Origin of the sequence: Bilifractor sp. HCP3S3_D3, from assembly GCF_052063915.1 — a bacterium.
Classification (GTDB): Bacteria; Bacillota; Clostridia; order Lachnospirales; family Lachnospiraceae; genus Bilifractor.
The window spans coordinates 22,781-42,783 of sequence record NZ_JBQHWP010000009.1 but is presented as its reverse complement, the minus strand read 5'-3'; the positions used below and the strand labels follow the sequence as shown (position 1 = coordinate 42,783).

Below are 20,003 nucleotides of genomic sequence, written 5' to 3'. Positions count from 1 at the left end.
TCATGTGGCAGTGTTCGTAATGAAGGAATCAGGTATTGATCCGATCCCGACATGTTCATTCATGCGGCAGTGTTCAAGATCAAAGGATCAGGTATTACCTTGAGATTTCGCTTCTCCCACATCCTGCGGACCGGGGGAAGCATCCTCTCACCGACGGCAGATACCTTATCGGCAACCGTGATCACCCATCCTTCCTTTGTTCTTGGCGGTGCAGCCAGCAGAGGAAACATGTGGTGCATACAGATATCATAGACCTTGTCCCTATCTTCCGGATCTGCAAAAAAAACAGAAAGATCAGCGGATTCAATCGGATGAAGTCTGCACATAGATGAACTTGAGGTGAAGCGTTCGCGGCCGAGGATGCCGAGATCATGGCACAGACAGCCGACAACCAGTGCTCTCGTGTCCGTGCGGATATGGAGCTTGTCCAGCATGTACCCGATGCCGAGGGCAACAAAGGTGACGTTCAGAGAATGCATGCCTACGGTTGAGCTGTGATGATGACACTGCTCCAGAGCTTCCCGGAACTTCAGACTGTTGAGAACCGGTTTTCCATATTTTTCAATGTTTGAAATATTTTCTTCCTGCAAGATTATCCTTCCTCCGGATTCCGGTAAAATGCTGAACCATTAACGATTTGTCTTTAACTTCTTATTATATATCTTTTTTGAACAATTAAAAATAAATTTTTAATAAAGCGCCGTTGAATCAGGATTTTGCAGACCAGTACAGGAAGGTAACCGCTTCTGCCCTGGAGCAGGTTCTATCCGGGGAGAAGGTGGTGCTGGTGGTTCCCGATGTGATACCTCTGGATACAGCCCAGTTTACCGCATTATAGTAATAGCTGTTCCTTGAGATATCCTGAAAAACGGATGTCTGGTATGTCTGCCCCTTTCCTAAGTGATTGTACAGGAAAGTCACAATCTGAGCTCTCGTACAGGATTTGTCCGGAGAGAAAGTGGAAGCAGTGGTCCCGGTTGTAATATGATGGCTGTATGCCCAGTTCACGGCATTGTAATAATAGATGTCCTTCGATACATCGGTGAAAGGACAAGCCTGTGATGGCACCTCTCCGTTTCCAAACAGTCGATACATAAAAGTGATAATCTGTGCGCGGGTGCAGATGGTGTTTGTGCCAAAGGTATCAGAGGAAAATCCCATTGCAATGCCCTTCTTCTGCGCCCAGTATACCGGTGTGTAGTAATAGGAAGAAGAATCCTGTACGTCAGAGAACACGGCGTCGGATGCAGCCGGTGCCGCAGAATTTTCCCTTGCGGAATATCCGGCGCTGCCGAGGTTTTCAGGTGCGTCAGATCCTTTCGGAAGGATGACGATTTTGATTCCCAGGATGCCGCGTCCCTGTCCGGTTGTTCCTGAGGTAGCCCCGTCGCTGGTCCAGTCAAGCCATCCGAGACCGTAGACATTTGTGCAGTAATAAATAGAATAGTTGGAAGCCTCTGACCCGGTCAGCTCGATTTGAACGGCTTCGAGCTGATGACCGGCCGTGCCGGCGATATTGCCCAGGGTACCGAGCCAGTTCCGTGAAGTGTTCTCACTGTGCCACACAGTGTCCCAGCCGACTTTCGCGGATGAAACGCGGTATTTGACCGATAGATTTGAACCCATGGTCTCATTGATTGTCAGGAACTGAAGTACGTCAGTGCTGCCGTCTTCATAGGTGGTTCCGGCAGTGGAGCCGTTCTGACCGGTCAGCCATTCATTCTGACTGCCGAACGTGGAATAAAGGAGCCTTGTCCCGGTTGCCTCGTCAAGCACGCCGGGGTTGGCGACAATTGTCGGGCTCTGGGAGTTCGTGTCAACATAGGAGTAATCGGTGTCCACGTTTCCCGAGATACCGTCTACACTTCCTTTGCTCGAATTCTGCCAGAACTGATAGGCGGCATTTGTGTCACATACACTGTTCCACTGGGCAACCCAGTGATAATAGGTGGTGTCCTGCGCAATGCCGGAGAGCTTCCCTTCCCACCAGTTCTTGGAGGAATATATTCCTGCCTTATATCCTGCCGCTGTGATGCCCGCGCAGTATTGGTTCGCAAAGCTGCAGAGAGTTGAGGATGAGAGGGCAGCCTGTACACCGTCTTCCATATCATAGAAAACAGGAAGACTCAGACGATGCCCTGCCAGAAGCCGCAGTGTATGCGAAATCTCGCTGTTTACCATCTCTGTTGTGCTGGCATAGGAGTACAGGTATGCGCCATAAGGAATTCCAAGCTTCTCACAGGCATCGGCATTGGTTTCCCATGTATCGTCATCCTGGCTGGAGATATCGCTTCCATATCCGACACGAAGAATCGCGAAGGTGACGCCGTCTGCCTTGGCCTTTGCCCAGTCAATGGATCCCTGGAAGGTGCTGACATCGACACCGAAGCTGCCTTTATCTGCAAGAAGGATCCCGTCTGCTTCGCTTTCGGATGAATCGTCGGAATGGTATGCTTCTGTCTCACCGGTAACGACACTTGCCTCTCCGTTTTTCAGCGCCTGAACGACCGTATCCGATTCTCCTTCATTCAGCGCCTGAACAGCGGCCGTTTCATTTTCAACCGTGTCAATGGCATCGTCAACGGGCTGTCCGTTGATATATCGCCAGCTGTTATAATTCTCATCCTGCTGTACAGTGACCGTTCCGGTGTTCTCAACTTGCGTCAGCGCATCACTGATGCTGTCTACAGATGCCTCCGCATTGGTCAGTGCCTTACGGCTCTCTGAGAGAAGCTGCTGTTCTTCTCCGGAAAGAGAATCAAATCCCTCGATGGTGTCTTCAATCTGCTCCTTGAGAGCGTCCGCGGATGTCAGATCTGCGTTTCCGTCTGACAGGTCTGCCGTCTGAGCAATGATGTCCCGAATATCATTTCCTACAGCTTCCGCATCATCCGCACTGTTTTCTGTGCTCTCCTGTCCTCCCGAGGCATTTGCTTCGTTCGAAAATGACTGATCCGAGCTGTTCGCAGCCGAGGATGAAACAGCGGTGCTGTCAGCGGCGGATGTCGGAACAGCTGACAGTGCGATGCTGATACTCATCAGAATACTCGCTGCGAGCTTCAGGTGCTTGTGTTTCAAGGTATTACCTCCCCATGATATAAATAAATTTTTAGCAAACAGTGTAGGCTTTCGCGTCACTTCGTGCTCATACATGTTGCCACACACTGTATAAAGCCAGCTGCTCCGTTGCTTCGCAACTCTCGCAGCTGCCACATGTATTCGCATTCTCGCGGTGTTTCACACCGCTCCATGCTCATACATGTTGCCACAAACTGTATAAGTCCCCGCGTCACTTCGCTGCTTCGCAGCTTCCGTGCCTCTAACAGGTATTCGCATTCCCGCGTTGCTTCGCACCGCTCCATGCTCATACCTGTTGTCGTCGCTAATGTTCTTGCCCACTGGTGAGCAAGCTCCCCGTGGGCCAAGAACATTGCGACTGGACTTATACAGTAAAAAGGTACGGCCTGATAGAAGTTATCGGACCGTACGCTTTTCATGCTGTTATGTAATTGATTGTATCACGAAATGAAGAAATTTAGGATCTCTTTTTAATAATTTTGAAAAGAAAAAGCAAATCTTTATTCACTGTTGAATTACAAAAAGGATGAACAGTGATTCCTATCAGCCGGCTGCGGCTGCGTTGTCCGCCATTGTCGTAGAATCTGACGCATAGGTTGAATCAGCCGGTTCGGTGCCTGGTTCATAATAGATCACGATCGGGACACCCGCGTCGATGTTTTCATAGATGGACTGTGCTACATTCGACGGAAGATTCAGACATCCGTTTGATCCGTTGGTCTTATAAATTTCACCGCCGAATGCGGTGCGCCACCACGCATCGTGAAGGCCTTCACCCTCATAGAATGGCATCCAGTACTGAACCTTTGTGGAGTAGTTCGCGCCCACCAGAGTGGAAGGACTTTCCTTGTATGCGACAGGGAAAATGCCGGTCATGGTGCCCTGGTTTTTCGAAAGGTCACCGCTTACAAGATCACTCTCCAGAAGCAGGGAGCCATCCTTGTAATACCAGAGGTGCTGCTTCGTCAGGTCGACCTCAACATAGGTTCCGGCCAGATCATCCGTTCCGTTTCTCTTGTAGTAGTACGGGTTTCCATAGTCATTGGTCTGAACGTATATCGGCTCACGGCTGACGGACTGGCCTGCCTGAAGATCCTTGATCAGTTCCGCGGTTTCGGAATCCTCATCAACAGTGTACCCGTATTCCACCTTTCCGGCCGGGAAGTCAATGGTCAGACCGCCCGTGGTCTTGAAAGTTTTTTCAATATGACGGGTATTGTATTTATTCGCAAGATCACTCACCCACGCTGCGGCCTTGTCCTTGTCCACGGTGCAGCTTCCGTCGTCTGCAATGGTGAGCCAGTCCTTGAAGGTATCGTATGTAAGCGTCTCGCTCTGATCCCCGAACTGGTAGGTGATCACCATGTCCTTGTAAGCCTGAAGCTTCAGCTCCTTATTCTTGTCATCAGCTTCCTTCTGCAGATCTGTGGTATCCATATTCACTGTCTTTGAAGTGTAACAGTCTTCGGGAATTGCGATCTTAAGAGTGCCAGTGAGTGTACCGTTTTCGGATGCGCTTTCAATTGCGTCCCGGACTGCCTTCTGGAGTTTTGTGTCATCCACTTCATTTCCCTGCACCGGCTGTGTGACAACATAAGTGTTGCTCGAAGAATCCAGATTAACCGCAGCCTCGACTGATTTTACACGGGCGACACTGAACTTTGAGCTCTGTACAAAAGAGTCAAAAGTGGACTCATCGAACGAATATACGTTGTCTGCGGAGATGTTATCTCCTCCGGTTGTGTTCTGCAGATAGGCGCTGATGCTCTCTGTCTGTGCTTCTCTTGCTTTTTCAAGAGAGGCTGTCATTGAGTTTTTATCCAGACTGTAACCGTAGTCAGACAGATCTCCGGTAAGCACCGTCTGGTCGTTTTCGGTAATATCAATCGTCACCGGCTGACTGTTCTGAATGATCTGATCAGCAACCTGTGACGGCGTCATCCCGGAGATATCAGCACCGTTGAAGGTGGTGTTCTTCATGAAAGTGTCCGTATGCTTTGCGTGCTGATAAATCGCGAATACCGATATGATGCCGATAATGATAACCGCCAGCATCACGATCAGTACAATTGTGCTGACGGAAAGTTTCCTGGTTTCCTGTCTGTGTCTGGTACTTGAAGTTTTATTCAAAAAATATCACGCTCCTGTTGAATTTATACAGTTTGTGTACCCCGCTCCGAGGCATGTTGGTTAGTTGTACCCTGTTGATTTGTCCGGCGATCATAAAACACTGCCGGACGGTATTCCTGGTTTCAAAACAGGATTATACCCGTATATAGTAAAAAAAACATTACAAGAAAAGATAATTTTATGTCAGATTTTGCGCAATGTATTTTCTAACTGCAGCACATTCTACATAAGTGCACCCAGTACGATCAGGAACTGCGCGGCAAGGTATGTCGGCATAACCCATGTGCCGCGCTTCCTGTGAAATACCTGGAAGGAAAGGATGGTGTCGGACACGATAAAGAGCATGGTTCCGGCCCAGGTAATCATTCTTCCAGTGGTTTTACCCGTCATATACATCAGATAAGAGCTGAAACTCATGGCCAGAATAACACTGATGTAGAGGCTTACCGGCACCTTTGCCCTAGGGTCCATGCCGGGAAAAAGTTTCTGAACGACAAGGATCATATAGAGAAAATAGATCATGAAGATGACAATGACCGGAATGGGCCGCAGCCAGGATACCTTGATGTTTCTCCAGAAATCAATGAGATAGAAGACATGGCCTGCCAGAAAGGACAGCAGACCCGGAATAAAGTACTCCTCCCGGAGAAGAAATGTATCTCCAAGAAATCCTCCGATCAAAGCCGGAATCAGAAGATACCGGATTTCCCTTCCCGACGCGGAGACGGATGACAGATAAAATACAATCAGCACCGGCATCAGCAGCGGTTTGAAGAAACGCTCCTTTTCCGTCTGGTGGAATCGAAGCTCCAAAACACTCAGTATACAAAAGCACGCCAGTGAAAGGATCGATACACAGAGTGCCATTTCAAAGTCTCCTCCCCAAAATAATAAACTCACCCCTAAATAATAAATTCCACCTTGTAACCGTCTTCAGGTCAGAATACTCAGAATACCTGTACCAGGCTGCCGAGTCCGTAGGTTTCGCATACATTCCGGATGCCATCGGTGACTTCCTGACGGCTGTACTGGTGTTCTTCCAGAAAATCGTCGGATTTGTCATTCAGGTACGCGTAGAAATATAGCGCCGTGCGCATATTCCCCCGGTCACCGGTTTCGATCAGGTCATAGACCTTGTTTTCGGCGTCATTGATGTCTCCGTCATCTACCATAGACTGTAGTTCAAAGAGAGCTTCGGAGGTGTCGTCCATCTGTTCGTTGATATTCTGCGCCTCTCTTCCGTTCTCTCGGGCTGCAGTGTTATACGGAGGCCTGTCGGCCTCGCCAAACACAATTTTTCGCAGTGTATTCAGGATTTCCCGGTTCTGCCGGGTTACATAATCATCTTCAAACATAGCGGATATCCTTTTTACAATTTACTGTTCGGATACAAATAATCGTAAAAAATTCAGAGGACTATTCTTCTTCGTGCAAAAACAATTCTGAAGACTATTCTTCTGTGTGCAAAAATAATCTGGAAGACTATTCTTCTTCGTGCAATAATCCGGAAGACTATTCTTCTACACGCATCACGGTCTCGACAGATTTCACGCAGTGATTCTCCAGAAGATCATCGAGCGCGTCGCTGACGATTGTCTTCTCCACATTAGCAAAGATAAAGATCAGCGGGACGATGGGAGCCGATGAGGTGCGCGTGTCGCCGTTATTTCTGCCGGGCCGCTGCAGGGCTGTCTCGATGCTGATTCCGTGCGCTCCCAGGATTGTGGTGATTCTGCCCATGACGCCGGGGATATCCTCAGCCATCATCCGCACATAGTATTTATTGCTGCCCTCACCGATGAATTTCAGGTCAGCGTCGTAGCGAAGCTGCGGAACGATATCGTAGGCGGAATCCTTCTCCCACTTGCGCGCCACGCCGATTACATCGCCCATGACAGCGCTTCCGGTCGGAAGCGGACCGGCCCCTCTGCCATAGAACATCAGATTGTCAACTGCGTTGCCAGTGATAAACACGGCATTGAACTCATTGCGGACATTCGCCAGAGGATGGCTGACCGGAACGAGTGACGGCTCCACGCTGGCAGAAACCTCTCCGTTCTCCTCACGGGCACTCGCAAGCAGCTTGATCTTATATCCGGATTCCTTTGCAAAGGCGATATCATCCGATCCAACGTGGGTGATGCCCTGTGTAGGAATCTGATCCGGTCCTACACCCAGACCGAATACCAGAGATATCAGAATCGAGAGTTTATTCGCCGCATCGATTCCCTCCACATCAGCGGTCGGGTCCGCCTCCGCGAATCCCTTTGCCTGTGCGTCCCGGAGGATATCGGCGTAATCCTTGCCATTTTCTTCCATCTGCGTCAGGATATAGTTTGTCGTTCCATTCAGGATGCCGTGAACGGAGCTGAATTCGTTAGACAAAAGGGCAGTCGTCAGAGAGGTCAGGATCGGAATTCCGCCTGCCACAGCCGCCTCGAAACGGAGCAGCACATGGTGTTCCTGTGCGAGCTGCGCAAGCATGCGGCCGTTTGCAGCAATCGCCGCCTTGTTTGCCGTGACAACACTCTTGCCGTTCTCGAGCGCCCGTGCCATAAACGTGGTGGCAGGCTCGATACCTCCGATCAGTTCCACGACGATGCTGATCTCCGGATCGTTCAGGATGTCATCTACATTCGTTGTATATTTCTCGCGGGGAATGTCGATTCCGCGGTCCTTTTCAGGGTGACGGTTCAGAATCTTCACAATTTCAATATCCAGTCCGGTTGTATCCGCGATCTTCTTCTGATTCATGGCAAGTGCCTTGTAGGTTCCCTTGCCGATGTTGCCGATTCCAAGCATGCCGACTTTTATTTTTTCCATGATTGTTCTCCACTCCCGGTGTATATTTGAATGATGGTGTATATAATATAGAATAAATATGATTATTCTGTGAATTTATCGGATCAGAAATCCGATTGAATTACTATTATAACAGAATGTCTGCAGCTGCGCACAATTTTCTTGTGAAAGGCTTTCATTGATATTGTGCGGGAAATGCGTGAAGCGGATTGCGGAGCAGAACAAAGGTATTCTTGTGATAATCAAGAATACCGTCCTGCTTCAGCAAAGCAAGTTCACGGCTGAGTGAACTTCGGTTCGCGCACAGATACTCCGCCATTTCCTCGCGGTTCAGCGGGATTTCGATGTAGCGGGTGTTCTGCTTTTCTGCCTGCAGCGACAGATAGCTTAGGATCTTGCTCCTCAGGTCCGGCTTGGATACGATCTCTATTTTTTCTATCAGCTGCATATTTTTCTGCCCGAGAAGATCATACAGATTGTCCGCAAGGTTCACATGAAAGACGCACTGATTGCTGCAGGGATGAAGGATGCGGTTCAGGGACAGGAAAATCACACGGGTATCTTCCGCCGCACAGAAGGTGACCCTCGAGGCAGTCTGCTTCATGATGTTGAAGGTTTCTCCGAAAAGTTCCCCTTTTCTCATATAAATGATGAAAATTTTATTTCCCCGGACATCCTCCCGGATCATATCCACCCTTCCGGACAAAACAATGCCGATAAACTTCACATTTTCCTCTTCCATAATTATATGCGATCCCTTTTTAAAACCGGAAATATGACTGTCCAGATGACCGGCCAGCGCTCCGATCTTCCCGGAATCGAGTCCCGCGAAAAGAGGTATCTCTGCCTCGCATATCTCTGCGATTTCTTCTTCTTTTAACCGCATGCTGTTCCTCCGTATCCATTGACTGTCCGGCGGATCAGGCCAGACGTAACCTTAAGCAAAATTATAGGACGCAGGCTCTCTTTTCGCAACCGGTCTGCGTTTACAAAGAATTGGTCATTTTTTTCGCAACCGGTCTGCGTTTACAAAGAATTGATCATTAACGTTGCATGTGCAACCAGATGAATCTGCGGGAGTGATATAATTGGAATGATGAGTCAGATACGCATTGTTAAATTTTTAACTATAATGAAATCGGTATTCTTTTTTCATAGTATTTGTTATATTTAACAGTGTGGAAGTAGATGTCCTGTATATATACGAGGAGGTATTTACATGGGATACACGCTAGATGGAGCCGGATTCTCTCGGGTGGTGAAGAATCTCGGCAAAAATTATCGAATCTTTGCGCCTGTCCGTAAGGTCGGGGAGGGAAGATTCACGGATACGGATGTCATCCGCTATGAGTTTATTACGGATGCGTCGGAAATCGAGCTTCAGAAGAAGTCGGACTACTCTTTCAAGGAGATCCTGACGCCGCTGTCTGAGACGCTCTTCTTCTTCACGGAGAATGTTGTGAAGGAAGCGGATCGTGACACCCGGGATGTGATTGTTTTTCTTCGCAGCTATGATATTCACGCGGTAAAACGACTGGATCAGATCTATCTTGGCAATGGACCGAAGGATTATTTCTATGAGAACATCCGCGATCATGTAAAGTTTGCGCTGATCGCCGGTGATGAGGCGGATGATCCGGACGGATTTTCGGTCAGCATGGGAACAAACCGGGTGACAGAGGGATATCTGTTCTCCGTAGAGCAGACGCCGGATGGATTCTGCTGTGATGTACCGGACACTTCCCTGAAGGCTGTTTTTGAAGAGGCTGGCGGTGTGAAGGCCGAGATAACGCCCTCCTATCCCGTTGAGAACCGGACCAGGGTGGAAATCCCCGATGAAATTCCGAACAGTATCTACAAGGATCCGATCTGGGATGAATACACGGCGAGGTGTATCGGCTGTGGCCGTTGTACCCTTGTATGTCCTACATGCACCTGCTTCACCATGCAGGACATCTACTATACCGACAACGGGAAGGTTGGCGAGAGACGCCGTGTAAATGCGTCCTGCATGATTGACGGCTATACGAACGTAGCCGGCGGCGGTCAGTACAGAAGAACGCAGGGAGAACGGATGCGGTTTAAGGTGCTTCACAAAATCTATGACTTCCGGAAACGCTTCGGCTATGATATGTGCGTCGGCTGCGGCCGCTGTGATGCTGTTTGTCCGGAGTACATCTCCTTCTCCAAAATCATCAATAAGGTGAATCAGAGAGTGAATGAACTCGCTGCGGAATCTGCGGATGCAGCGGGAAAGGAGGCAGGTGCAAATGGCAGCAAATGAAAAAAATCCATACATTCCCTTCACGTCTGAAATTCTGGATGTAATCCGGCACACAAAAAAGGAATATACCTTCCGTCTCAGCTATTCGGGAGAGGTAAAGCCCGGTCAGTTTTTTGAGGTATCTGTTCCGAAGTTCGGAGAGGCACCGATTTCTGTCAGCGGCATCGGTAAGGATTATATCGATCTGACGCTCCGCAAGGTCGGCAGAGTCACAGATGAAGTCTTTGAGAAATATAAAGGACAGACTCTCCTGCTTCGTGGTCCGTACGGAAATGGTTTTGACATGGATCTCTATCGGAACAGAGAAGTTCTGGTGATTGCCGGAGGCACCGGCGTATCACCGGTTCGCGGTGTTGTGAGCGCATTCGCGGACGAACCGGATGCTGCGGACAAGCACGTCATCGTTGGATTCAAGAGCCCGGACGACATGCTGTTCCGGGATGACCTGAAGATATGGGATGAGCGTCTGGATCTCTGGCTCACCGTTGACGGAGCGCCCGAGGGATATGACGGAAAGATCGGTCTTGTGACCAAATATATCCCGGATGTGAAAATCCGCGATGTGGAGAAGGCCGCGGCGATCGTGGTCGGTCCGCCGCCGATGATGCGTTTCTCCGTCATGGGGCTTCTCGAGAAGGGTTTCCGTGAGGAGAACATCTGGGTGTCTCAGGAAAGAAAGATGTGCTGCGGCCTCGGAAAGTGCGGCCACTGCAGAATCGGCGAGAAGTACGTCTGCCTGGACGGTCCGGTTTTCAACTATACCGAGAGCAAGAATATGCTTGACTGAGGAGGGAGATATCTATGGGTTACGATTGTAATGTAAAGAAATTAAAAAAGAACAACTTCCGTCAGTCGAAGGTCAGAGGAGAAGTCGCCTCCCGTGTGCGTGTGCCGGGAGGAAGAATCGATGCGGCCTCTCTCGCGAAGGTTGTTGAGATCGCGGTTAAGTACGGCACCGGAGAGGTTAATCTGACAAACCGTCAGGGCTTTGAGATTCCGGGAATTCCGATTGAAGATGTCGAAGAGGTGAATAAGGCACTGCAGTCTATCATCGACGCGAGCGGAGTGACACAGGCGCCGAACAAGCCGGGCGAGGGCTATCCCTCCTCCGGAACCAGAAATGTTGTCGCGTGCCCGGGCAAATCTCTGTGCCCATTCGGATGCTATGACACCAAGGAACTTGCAGCAAAAATCGACAAGCTGATCTATCCGAACGATCATCACGTGAAGATTGCCTGCACCGGCTGCTCTAATGACTGTGCGCATGTCAGACTGAATGATTTCGGTATTATCGGGCAGACAGAGCCTCAGTACAACCCTGACCGCTGTATCGGCTGTGAACAGTGTGTGAAGTACTGCAGCAGACGAAGCGTAGGTGCGCTCTCTGTCGTAAACGGAAAGATTGTCCGTGATACAGACAAATGCATCGGGTGCGGTGTCTGTGTCATCTACTGCCCTACCCGCGCGTGGACGCGAAGCAAAGAGCATTATTTCCGCGTGTCGCTTCTCGGACGCACCGGCAAGAAGAACCCGCGGCTTGGTGTTGATTTTCTGAAATGGGCGGATGAGGAAAGCATTCTCAAGATTATCAAGAACACCTATGATTATCTGGATGCTTATCAGGACAGAGGAGCGGTTGAGAACAAGGAGCATATCGGCTACATTGTTGACCGCACCGGCTTTGAAGAGTTCCTGAAGTATATCATGAAGGATGTTCATTTCGGACCGAAGACCGAGATGAACGGAAGACCGTACTGGGGCGGCAAGCGTTACGATCAGACCAATGAGCTCCGCTCCTCCATGTACCGTTTCTCCGACCGTCCGTACGACGGATACTCCGGTATTCCGAGAGAAGATCAGCCGCAGAAAAAGAGATAACCGAAAAAAGAAACAAGAACGCAAAAAAGCAACAAAAAAACAATACAGAGAACAATCGAAACGCCGAACGGGGCTGCCGCACATTTTCGCGCGGCAGCCCCGTATTTGCCAAAATCAGTCCTTATCGGTAATGCCGTGGTGATATCCGCTCTCCTTGTGAGCAATCGCGTTCTTGATAATCTCCACGCAGCCGTCGATTCCGAACTTCGAACTGTCCAGACAGAGATGGTAGCTGTCTACCGATCCCCATTCCTTGCTGGTATAGTAGTTGTAGTAGCTGGAACGGCTCTTGTCGTTCTTCCGGATCCGGTCTCTGGCCTTATTGTCCGTCAGATCATACAGATTGGAAATTCTTCTCACCCGGACATCGAGATCCGCGTGAATGAATACGCTCAGAAGATTCGGGTTATCCTCGAGCGCGTAATCCGCACATCTTCCGATGATAACACACGGTCCCTGCTGTGCAAGCTTCTTCACGGTGTCAAACTGTGCCAGGAATACTTTCTGATTCAATGGCATATCGTTCATGACATTCGATGTGTAACCGAAGGAATAGGTATCCATTACCAGAGAATACAGAAAACTGCTGGTCGGTTTCTCATCCTGATTTTCAAAAATTTCCTTGGCGAGTCCGCTGTGCTTGGCGGCCTGGTCGAGAAGCTCCTTGTCGTAAAACGGGATCTTCAGATCTTCTGCAAGCAATTTGCCGATCAGATGTCCGCCGCTTCCAAATTCACGTCCGATTGTAATGATGGTCTTCATAACAAGTCCTCCTTCCTGCATCGTGCTGTAGCAAGAAATTTTCTAAGCTCATTATAACATGAACCCTCAAAAAATCACACACAAATTTATGCGAAAAGGATATGTTTTTGTATACTTTCACAAAATAACTGTCAGTTTGCACAAATATAATCAGAATAAAAGCGGAGGACAAAATTCAGGCCAGTTTTATCAGGAGCTTATTGAAATAATCCGGCAGCGGCGCGGTGAATTCCATATATTCGCCGGTGACCGGATGCTGAAAACCGAGAATCATGGCATGAAGCGTCTGGCCCTGCAGTCCCTTCACCGGGCATTTCTTTGGCCCGTAGAGTTCATCGCCCAGGAGCGGGTGACCGATATGTGCCATATGTACGCGGATCTGATGGGTTCTCCCGGTTTCCAGGCGGCATTCAATGTAAGTGTAGCCGTTCAGCCGCTGAAGCACGCGGACATGGGTAACGGCAGGCTTGCCCCTGCCGTCCGGAACGACTGCCATCTTCTTGCGGTCAACCGGATGGCGTCCGATATTGCCCTCGATTGTAATTTCGTCTTCCGTCAGGTTTCCGTGAACGATCGCGCGGTATCTGCGGGTGATGCTGTGTACGGCAAGCTGAGCGGCAAGACTTTGATGAGCAATATCATTTTTGCAGACGACAAGCGCTCCGGTCGTATCTTTGTCGATCCGGTGAACGATGCCCGGCCGGAGGACACCGTTGATCCCGGACAGACTGTCTCCGCAGTGATACAGCAGAGCATTTACCAGAGTGTGCTCATAATGCCCCGCGGCGGGATGAACGACCATATTCTTCGGCTTATTGACGACGAGGAGACAATCATCCTCATAGAGAATGTCGAGAGGGATGTTCTCGGGCAGAACAGGCGGTTCCTGATTGTCGGGAATTGTCAGGTGAATCCGGTCTCCGGCCTGGATTTTATAATTGGCTCTGACCGTCCGGTCCGCGACAAAAACGCTCTCATTCTTCAGAAGCTTCTGAATATGGGAGCGTGACATGGTTTCAAGCTGTTCGGTCAGATAGATATCAATTCTTTTATCCTGGTCTTCCGGCTCGACGGCAAACGAGATTTCTTTCATTGTGCGTCCTCTTTTTGATCCGCGTTGTTCTTCCGCCCGAAGATCTTCTGCAGATCCGTGTCCTTATAGTGAAACAGAACCAGAATAATCAACAGAATCACAGATATGGTGACGTAGATATCCGCAACATTAAAGATCGGAAAATTAATGACGGAGAAATAAATAAAGTCGACCACATATCGGTGCATGATCCGGTCGATCAGATTGCCGACCGCCCCTGCGCAGAGAATGGCAAGGCTCCACAGAAGAGGATTGAATGCAGATGTATTCTGTGGGATCTTCCTCATCAGCCAGATGGCGAAAATCAGAAAGACTGCGGTCAGAATATAGAAGAACCACTGCTGATTCTGAAGCATGCTGAAGGCTGCTCCATTATTCTCAAGGTAGCGGAGTTCAAGAATACCGGGAATCAGAACACGTGCCTCTCTTCCGGCGAGATGGCTGACGGCGAGGTACTTAGTAAACTGATCGAGAATCACAAGGATTGCGCCCGCAATCAGCAGGAGAAGCGGACTTGTTCGTTTTTTTTCAGCAGTATTGCTCATGGGTAAACTACAGTTCCTTTCATTAATACAGTATGTAGAGCCCCGATTGCGGGAGTGCGCAGCACGGAGCAATCCGAAGCATATACAGCAGGTGGGGTCCGATTGCGGGACAGGGACGTTTATTTAATAAGTACAGATGCTGCTTCGCGCAGCTCCTCGTCCGTGACGCTGCTGTCAATAACCGCGTTGCCGACACCGTCAAGAAGAATAAAGCGGATATGCCCCTCTTCCATTTTCTTGTCGGATCGGGTCGTCCGGACGATTTCATCAACGGTCAGGCCGCTGACAGAGGTGGGAATCCCGAAATCCCGGTGAAGCTTCTGCAGCCAACGGTAATCTTCCTCTGAAATCATGCCACGCTTCATAGACAGCCAGGAAGCTCCGATGGAGCCAATCCCGACACACTGACCGTGAAGAAGTTCGAAGTTCTTGCATTTCTCAATGGCATGGCCGAGCGTATGACCGAAGTTGAGGATGGCACGGAGTCCCTTGTCCTTTGGATCCTCCTCGACAACGGACGCCTTTACCCTGCAGCAGGCACGGATCACGGTCGCCAGAGCATCCGGATCTCTCCGGAGGATCTCTGCCTCGTGGGAATCGATCCAGGTGAGCAGATTTCTGTCGCGGATCGCACCGGTCTTCAGAACCTCACCCATGCCGGATGCAAACTGATCCTGCGGAAGTGTCTTCAGTGTCTTCATATTCATGTAGACAAGGCGCGGCTGAAGAAATGCGCCTACCATATTTTTGTACTGCTCAAAATCGACACCTGTTTTCCCTCCGACACTGCTGTCCACCTGCGCAAGAAGGGTAGTCGGAATCTGGATGAAGTCGATGCCGCGCAGATAAGTAGCTGCCGCAAAACCGGTCAGATCACCGGCGACGCCGCCGCCAAGTGCGGCAAGTATGTCGTTTCGCTGAAACTTGTGTTCGATTAGAAAACGATACAGGCCGATTACCGTATCCAGACACTTGTGTTCCTCCCCGGCCGGAAAAACGTAGGTTTCAACCGTAAGGCCAAGCGGAGCGAGTGCCTTCTCAACCTCCCCGGCATACAGCGGCGCCACATTGCTGTCGGATACCACACAGATCTTTTTTGCCCGGAAACCGCTGATCTGGCGGATTTCATCCGCAAGGGTCTGAAAGCTGCTCTCCCACACAATCCGATAGGAAAACTCCATGCCTGAGCTTTTTCTCTCTACAATTAATGATTCCATAATAATCTCCTTCTCAATCCTTTGTCGCCTGTATCCCACTGCTGAAGCAAGAGGAACTTTACGGTATTTTCTGATAAGAGAAAAGCATCAGTAAGAATCGCTTCTAACTGATGCCTGCAAGGTCATTTACTGTATAAGCTCTTCGAAAACGCAGACAGGATCGTCACGCGCGAAGCGTGTGTAAGAGACTGTATGCGATTTCGAAGGCAACAGGTATGAGCACGAAGTGACGCGCAAGCGGCACGGAAGTGCGAATACCTGTAGGATTGCGGGAGTGCGAAGCACGGAGCAATCCGCAGCTTATACAGTGTGTGGCACGATGTATCGTATGGCCGTTACTGTAATCATTTGAACAGATACGGAAGCCCGGTAAACTGACCGGTAATCGTTCGATCAGAACCGGATTACCCGGAATGCTGCTCCGTCATCATTCGATCAGAACCGGATGTCCGGAATGCTGTTCTGTCTTATGTGATCAGAACCGGATGTCCGGAAAGCCATCGCGATGAAAAGCTCTGTCAGAACGCAGTGCGCATCGTCGGCATCGCGCCGTTCAGAAGATCCTGAATGTCTCCGGAAATCTCGACGGTAGAAGGAGTCAGAATGAAGATGTAACTGGAAACCTTCTGCAGTCCTCCGCCGATTGCATAACAGGAACCGGAGGAAAAATCAATAATTCTCTGTGCGAGCTCGACATCAAGTCCCTCCAGATTCAGTACAACGGTACAGCCGGAAAGCAGGGTGTCTGCAATCTCCCTGTAGTCCTCGACCTTTGCAGGTTTGATTACACAGACTTCCATACCGCTGCGGGAGGACGATGCGGCGCGATGCATCGGCGTTACTTTCTGTGACTGTGCTGCAGGTCTTGTCTGCATGCGGGCAGCCGTGGTATATCTTCCTGAGGTCTCCGGCTGTGACTTGCGAACCGGCTCCTCCTCTTCTGCCTCGCGTGCTGCATTTACGCTCTTGCGGCTTCCAAAATGCTTTTTCTTCGGCGCTGGTTCTTCTTCCGGCTCATCATCATAATCTTCATCGTCGTCATCGAAGAATTCATCGTCATCATCATAATCGTCATTCAGACGTACCGCATCAAGGAACTTATCAAAAAATCCCATCTTATCATTCTCTCCTAACAATTTCTTACAGACTCAGGGGCGGCGCGGAAGCTGCGGAGCAGCTAACGTAACGCGGGGACTTATACCTATTGTGGCACCCCGCCTGCGGGGCATGGCCGTTTATTTCACAATGATGAAATCTTCCGCAGTGCAATGCTGAAATGGAAAAATGCATCTCACTGTTTGTGCGTATAATCGCGTGCGCCGAAAATGGCGGTACCTACTCGGACAAGTGTGGCACCCTCTTCGACTGCAATAATATAATCATTGGTCATACCCATACTCAGAGTCTTCATTTCAACATTCTCATTATCAGTGTTTTCATTGTTGATGTCAACACTTAATTGTCTCAATTTGCGGAAGACCGGACGGTTGTCCTCCGGGTTCTGCACAAAGGGAGCGCTGGTCATTAGACCGCTTACAATGATATGTGGAAGCGTTTCTGCAATTTTTTTCACAAGCTCCGGGGCTTCCTCGCAGGAAACGCCGAATTTTGTGTCTTCCTCCGCAACATTGACCTCAATCAGGATCGGAATCCGGCGGCTGTGCTTAACTGCTTCCTTCTCGATAGTCTGAGCAAGCTCATAGGTATCGACGGCATGTATCATCGTGACGTATTCCGCGATGTACTTGACCTTATTTCTCTGCAGATGACCGATCATATGCCAGTGAATATCCTTTGGAAGGTCATCATGCTTCTGGCGGAGTTCCTGAATATAGTTCTCACCGAAGTCACGTACCCCGGCACGGTAAAGCTCTTCGATATTCTCCTCCGGCTTTGTCTTGCTGACTGCGATCAGCGTGACATCCTCCGGATTCCTGCCCGCGCGGACACAGGCCTCATCGATGTTTCTGCGAACAGCTTTATAATTTTCCAAAAGCATCTTCAACACCTCACATTTCTGTATATATGTGGCACCCTGCCCGAGAGGCAAGGGTGTTTCCTGTAAACCATCATATGATATATGGTATCACAAACGGTAAAAGCTAAGGATTGCGCCGTGCTTTGCACTCTCGCAATCCCTATACTTATATGGACTTGTATGACGCAATGCCTTTACGAGAATATGGATCTGTATGACGTATTGCCCTTATCGGAGGATCTCCGCTTCGTTCACGGTGCTTCCGTCTCTGACAATATAATCATACTGGGAGATTCCGTAGTTTGTGCCCTCTTCTACCAGACAATATTCATCATTCTGATCGATAATGTCGATCTTGCGGAACTGTGCGTAGCCGCGGTTGATACAGTAAACTCCCTCCAGCGACGCGGTAGCTCCGATGGTATACGTGTCACTGGAATCCGGCTTGAGGATGAGATCACCAGGCTGGAAATCCGCTTCATCTACATAGTAAACCTTCTGTCCGGAATCATCCGTGGTGCTCTCATACAAATCGGCTTCCACAAATTCTGTTGAGGAACTGCCTCCGCTGCTCTTCGTCTGTTTCATGAATCCGTCGGAGTCGTCATCGCCTCCTGTCGTCAAATAATCTACCGGAATCGTGTAAAATTCCTTTGTGACGATAGAAGAAAGGGGAATTTTCAGTCCGGTGTCCGTATTTGTCACAAGTTCAATATTCAGGAACCGGTCATCTGCGTACCGTACCATACCACTGTACAGAGTAATTTTTGCAAAATGCGTGCCGTCCTTGTCAAACAGAGTGAGATCTCCGTTCTCGGAATTCCCGTCTTTGCTGAACTTTACGCGGACTGTTGACTTTGTGGAAAGAGCGGCATATTGCCTGTCCGTTAAGGGGAAGACAAGATACCAGGTGTCATCGGTCGCAATGCGAAAGATCGGATCTCCCTTCGAAACCTTGTCGCTGGTCCGGAGCTGTGTGCTCTCATAGGATTTAATGTTAAAATCATCCAGGGTGACGTCCTGCGGTGTCAGCGTCTCATATCCGTCTGTCGTATAGGTAATGACACCGTCATTATCTGCCTGACAGGCAGTTCCGTTGACAGAGGATGGATCACTGTCGTTGATGACGGTAGAGTTCAGGGAATACTGAAAGTCATAGACGGTTCCGAAATTGTCCTCATTATATGCCCCCGTAAATTCCGAGGCAAGCTGCCGGATTTTGCTGATGTCGGAGTCTGCCAGTTTGACCGTGGAGGAAGAATCAGGGCTGGAGCCGATACTGCACACGATGTCATTCTTGGATGCCCGGGCACTGTCCTGCGTATAATAGCTGACATACCCTGAGGCCGAAGCATCAACCAGCTCTTCCGACCGAAGCGCAAGCGCTGAATAGGATTCGTTATTTGAAAGAGTGCCGGAAGTTACCATATATGAGGAAATGTGCTTTGAGGTCGCATAGATAAAGATCGTGATGATCAGATACAGGAAGAGCGCTCCGAAGATCACGGTGCCGATATTGAAATTTATTCCGTGTTTTCTTTTATTCTTTTTTGCCACAGTTGCCTCCTGCATACGCTTTGACTTCTTATTCTAGCATTATCCGAAATTTATTACAAGCAAAAGAAAGCTGCCCGCAGGGAGGCATAAAGAAAGCTGCCACAGCAGGTGCGGCAGCTTTCTGAAGTCCCGTTCGGAACCAAAAACTATTGTCTGAATTCGATACATGTACGGATATTACAGAGCAAGGAGGATCTTATCCTGCATATCTGCGCTCAGTTCTTCCTTGTCCATGGACATGCTGATGACAAAGTCAACATGGAACATTGTGCTGATCTGCTCGAGCTGTTCGATGCAGTCGTCTACCTTATCCTTGTTGTCTTCAAGCTTCGTCAGCTTCAGGAAGCCATCGAGATACATCTGCTCGATATCACGATTCTGAGAGATGATTCCGCAGATAAAACCGACAAATTCATTGTAGTCCTTTAACGGATAAACGGATACATCAATCAGGCGGATCTTATTGTTCAGCTCAAGCATATGCTTTGCGCTCTTGTCGAGATATACGATATCTCCGCTCGCCGACCTGACTGCTGTATTCACCTTGTCCAGAATATATTTGGTTTTCCCTTTTCCCTTTTTGCCTACAATTAATTGAACCATGGCTGATTCCTCCTTGAGCAGTATCGTAATGTAAAATACATTGGTATAGCATAATTTCCCGAAAAGCTGCATAACC

Annotated in this window: 19 protein-coding genes; 3 read left to right on the top strand and 16 right to left on the bottom strand. The window is 49.3% G+C overall.

The window, feature by feature from the left end:
* Nucleotides 1-59 precede the first annotated feature (59 nt).
* The 8 genes from ACTNDI_RS06930 to ACTNDI_RS06895 form a co-directional block, all read right to left on the bottom strand.
* The gene (locus tag ACTNDI_RS06930) at nt 60-590 is read right to left on the bottom strand and encodes an HD domain-containing protein (RefSeq protein ID WP_441100161.1); all 531 of its coding nucleotides are present in this window, start codon (nt 588-590) and stop codon (nt 60-62) included.
* A gap of 118 nt (nt 591-708) precedes the next feature.
* A complete protein-coding gene (locus ACTNDI_RS06925; RefSeq protein ID WP_441100160.1) occupies nt 709-3,078 on the bottom strand; it encodes an S-layer homology domain-containing protein in 2,370 nt (789 codons plus the stop codon).
* Nucleotides 3,079-3,237: 159 nt separating this feature from the next.
* Nucleotides 3,238-3,399: a hypothetical protein gene (locus ACTNDI_RS06920; RefSeq protein WP_441100159.1), complete on the bottom strand. Its 162-nt coding sequence runs from the start codon at nt 3,397-3,399 to the stop codon at nt 3,238-3,240.
* Between the two features lie 222 nt (nt 3,400-3,621).
* Nucleotides 3,622-5,208, bottom strand: a complete 1,587-nt coding sequence (locus ACTNDI_RS06915) for a L,D-transpeptidase family protein (protein WP_441100158.1) — start codon at nt 5,206-5,208, stop codon at nt 3,622-3,624.
* 222 nt (nt 5,209-5,430) lie between these two features.
* Nucleotides 5,431-6,075 carry a lysoplasmalogenase gene (locus ACTNDI_RS06910; RefSeq protein ID WP_441100157.1) on the bottom strand — a complete coding sequence of 215 codons (645 nt, stop codon included), beginning with the start codon at nt 6,073-6,075 and terminating at the stop codon, nt 5,431-5,433.
* A gap of 80 nt (nt 6,076-6,155) precedes the next feature.
* Complete coding sequence (locus tag ACTNDI_RS06905) at nt 6,156-6,563, bottom strand: DUF6483 family protein (protein WP_441100156.1); 408 nt, start codon at nt 6,561-6,563, stop codon at nt 6,156-6,158.
* A 157-nt stretch (nt 6,564-6,720) separates the two neighbouring features.
* On the bottom strand, nt 6,721-8,031 hold the full coding sequence (locus ACTNDI_RS06900) for a homoserine dehydrogenase (protein WP_441100155.1): 1,311 nt from the start codon (nt 8,029-8,031) through the stop codon (nt 6,721-6,723).
* Between the two features lie 154 nt (nt 8,032-8,185).
* Entirely contained in the window at nt 8,186-8,896 is a 711-nt protein-coding gene (locus ACTNDI_RS06895; protein ID WP_441100154.1) for a Crp/Fnr family transcriptional regulator, read from the bottom strand.
* Nucleotides 8,897-9,229: 333 nt separating this feature from the next.
* On the opposite strand from ACTNDI_RS06895, the gene asrA reads away from it, so the two are divergent.
* Genes asrA through asrC form a run of 3 tightly spaced genes read left to right on the top strand, consistent with a single transcriptional unit; the run spans nt 9,230 to nt 12,172 of the window.
* Entirely contained in the window at nt 9,230-10,294 is a 1,065-nt protein-coding gene (gene asrA, locus ACTNDI_RS06890; protein ID WP_441100153.1) for an anaerobic sulfite reductase subunit AsrA, read from the top strand.
* On the top strand, nt 10,281-11,081 hold the full coding sequence (asrB, locus tag ACTNDI_RS06885; protein ID WP_441100152.1) for an anaerobic sulfite reductase subunit AsrB: 801 nt from the start codon (nt 10,281-10,283) through the stop codon (nt 11,079-11,081). Before asrA ends, asrB begins: the two co-directional genes overlap by 14 nt.
* Nucleotides 11,082-11,095: 14 nt before the next feature.
* Complete coding sequence (gene asrC, locus ACTNDI_RS06880; protein ID WP_441100151.1) at nt 11,096-12,172, top strand: sulfite reductase subunit C; 1,077 nt, start codon at nt 11,096-11,098, stop codon at nt 12,170-12,172.
* Nucleotides 12,173-12,286: 114 nt separating this feature from the next.
* Here the strand turns inward: asrC and ACTNDI_RS06875 are convergent, their stop codons facing one another.
* The 8 genes from ACTNDI_RS06875 to ACTNDI_RS06840 form a co-directional block, all read right to left on the bottom strand.
* Nucleotides 12,287-12,934 (bottom strand): AAA family ATPase, encoded by a 648-nt coding sequence (locus ACTNDI_RS06875; protein WP_441100150.1) that lies wholly within the window; start codon nt 12,932-12,934, stop codon nt 12,287-12,289.
* Between the two features lie 175 nt (nt 12,935-13,109).
* A complete protein-coding gene (locus ACTNDI_RS06870) occupies nt 13,110-14,027 on the bottom strand; it encodes an RluA family pseudouridine synthase (RefSeq protein WP_441100149.1) in 918 nt (305 codons plus the stop codon).
* Complete coding sequence (gene lspA, locus ACTNDI_RS06865) at nt 14,024-14,572, bottom strand: signal peptidase II (protein WP_441100148.1); 549 nt, start codon at nt 14,570-14,572, stop codon at nt 14,024-14,026. Before lspA ends, ACTNDI_RS06870 begins: the two co-directional genes overlap by 4 nt.
* Nucleotides 14,573-14,691: 119 nt before the next feature.
* A complete protein-coding gene (gene aroB / locus ACTNDI_RS06860) occupies nt 14,692-15,789 on the bottom strand; it encodes a 3-dehydroquinate synthase (protein WP_441100147.1) in 1,098 nt (365 codons plus the stop codon).
* A 518-nt stretch (nt 15,790-16,307) separates the two neighbouring features.
* The gene (locus tag ACTNDI_RS06855; RefSeq protein ID WP_441100146.1) at nt 16,308-16,904 is read right to left on the bottom strand and encodes a cell division protein SepF; all 597 of its coding nucleotides are present in this window, start codon (nt 16,902-16,904) and stop codon (nt 16,308-16,310) included.
* Between the two features lie 176 nt (nt 16,905-17,080).
* Entirely contained in the window at nt 17,081-17,788 is a 708-nt protein-coding gene (locus ACTNDI_RS06850) for a YggS family pyridoxal phosphate-dependent enzyme (RefSeq protein ID WP_441100145.1), read from the bottom strand.
* Nucleotides 17,789-17,995: 207 nt separating this feature from the next.
* Nucleotides 17,996-19,324: an HlyD family efflux transporter periplasmic adaptor subunit gene (locus ACTNDI_RS06845; RefSeq protein ID WP_441100144.1), complete on the bottom strand. Its 1,329-nt coding sequence runs from the start codon at nt 19,322-19,324 to the stop codon at nt 17,996-17,998.
* 177 nt (nt 19,325-19,501) lie between these two features.
* Nucleotides 19,502-19,927 (bottom strand): twitching motility protein PilT, encoded by a 426-nt coding sequence (locus ACTNDI_RS06840; RefSeq protein ID WP_441100143.1) that lies wholly within the window; start codon nt 19,925-19,927, stop codon nt 19,502-19,504.
* Between the last annotated feature and the right edge of the window lie 76 nt (nt 19,928-20,003).

Excerpts from the sequence above, each read along its gene's own strand:
- ACTNDI_RS06895 (WP_441100154.1), bottom strand. The coding sequence starts at position 8,896 with ATGCGGTTAAAAGAAGAAGAAATCGCAGAGATATGCGAGGCAGAGATA.
- ACTNDI_RS06875 (WP_441100150.1), bottom strand. The coding sequence starts at position 12,934 with ATGAAGACCATCATTACAATCGGACGTGAATTTGGAAGCGGCGGACAT.
- aroB (WP_441100147.1), bottom strand. The coding sequence starts at position 15,789 with ATGGAATCATTAATTGTAGAGAGAAAAAGCTCAGGCATGGAGTTTTCC.
- asrA (WP_441100153.1), top strand. The coding sequence starts at position 9,230 with ATGGGATACACGCTAGATGGAGCCGGATTCTCTCGGGTGGTGAAGAAT.
- asrB (WP_441100152.1), top strand. The coding sequence starts at position 10,281 with ATGGCAGCAAATGAAAAAAATCCATACATTCCCTTCACGTCTGAAATT.
- ACTNDI_RS06910 (WP_441100157.1), bottom strand. The coding sequence starts at position 6,075 with ATGGCACTCTGTGTATCGATCCTTTCACTGGCGTGCTTTTGTATACTG.
- ACTNDI_RS06850 (WP_441100145.1), bottom strand. The coding sequence starts at position 17,788 with ATGCTTTTGGAAAATTATAAAGCTGTTCGCAGAAACATCGATGAGGCC.
- ACTNDI_RS06855 (WP_441100146.1), bottom strand. The coding sequence starts at position 16,904 with ATGGGATTTTTTGATAAGTTCCTTGATGCGGTACGTCTGAATGACGAT.
- ACTNDI_RS06900 (WP_441100155.1), bottom strand. The coding sequence starts at position 8,031 with ATGGAAAAAATAAAAGTCGGCATGCTTGGAATCGGCAACATCGGCAAG.
- ACTNDI_RS06870 (WP_441100149.1), bottom strand. The coding sequence starts at position 14,027 with ATGAAAGAAATCTCGTTTGCCGTCGAGCCGGAAGACCAGGATAAAAGA.
- asrC (WP_441100151.1), top strand. The coding sequence starts at position 11,096 with ATGGGTTACGATTGTAATGTAAAGAAATTAAAAAAGAACAACTTCCGT.
- lspA (WP_441100148.1), bottom strand. The coding sequence starts at position 14,572 with ATGAGCAATACTGCTGAAAAAAAACGAACAAGTCCGCTTCTCCTGCTG.
- ACTNDI_RS06840 (WP_441100143.1), bottom strand. The coding sequence starts at position 19,927 with ATGGTTCAATTAATTGTAGGCAAAAAGGGAAAAGGGAAAACCAAATAT.
- ACTNDI_RS06905 (WP_441100156.1), bottom strand. The coding sequence starts at position 6,563 with ATGTTTGAAGATGATTATGTAACCCGGCAGAACCGGGAAATCCTGAAT.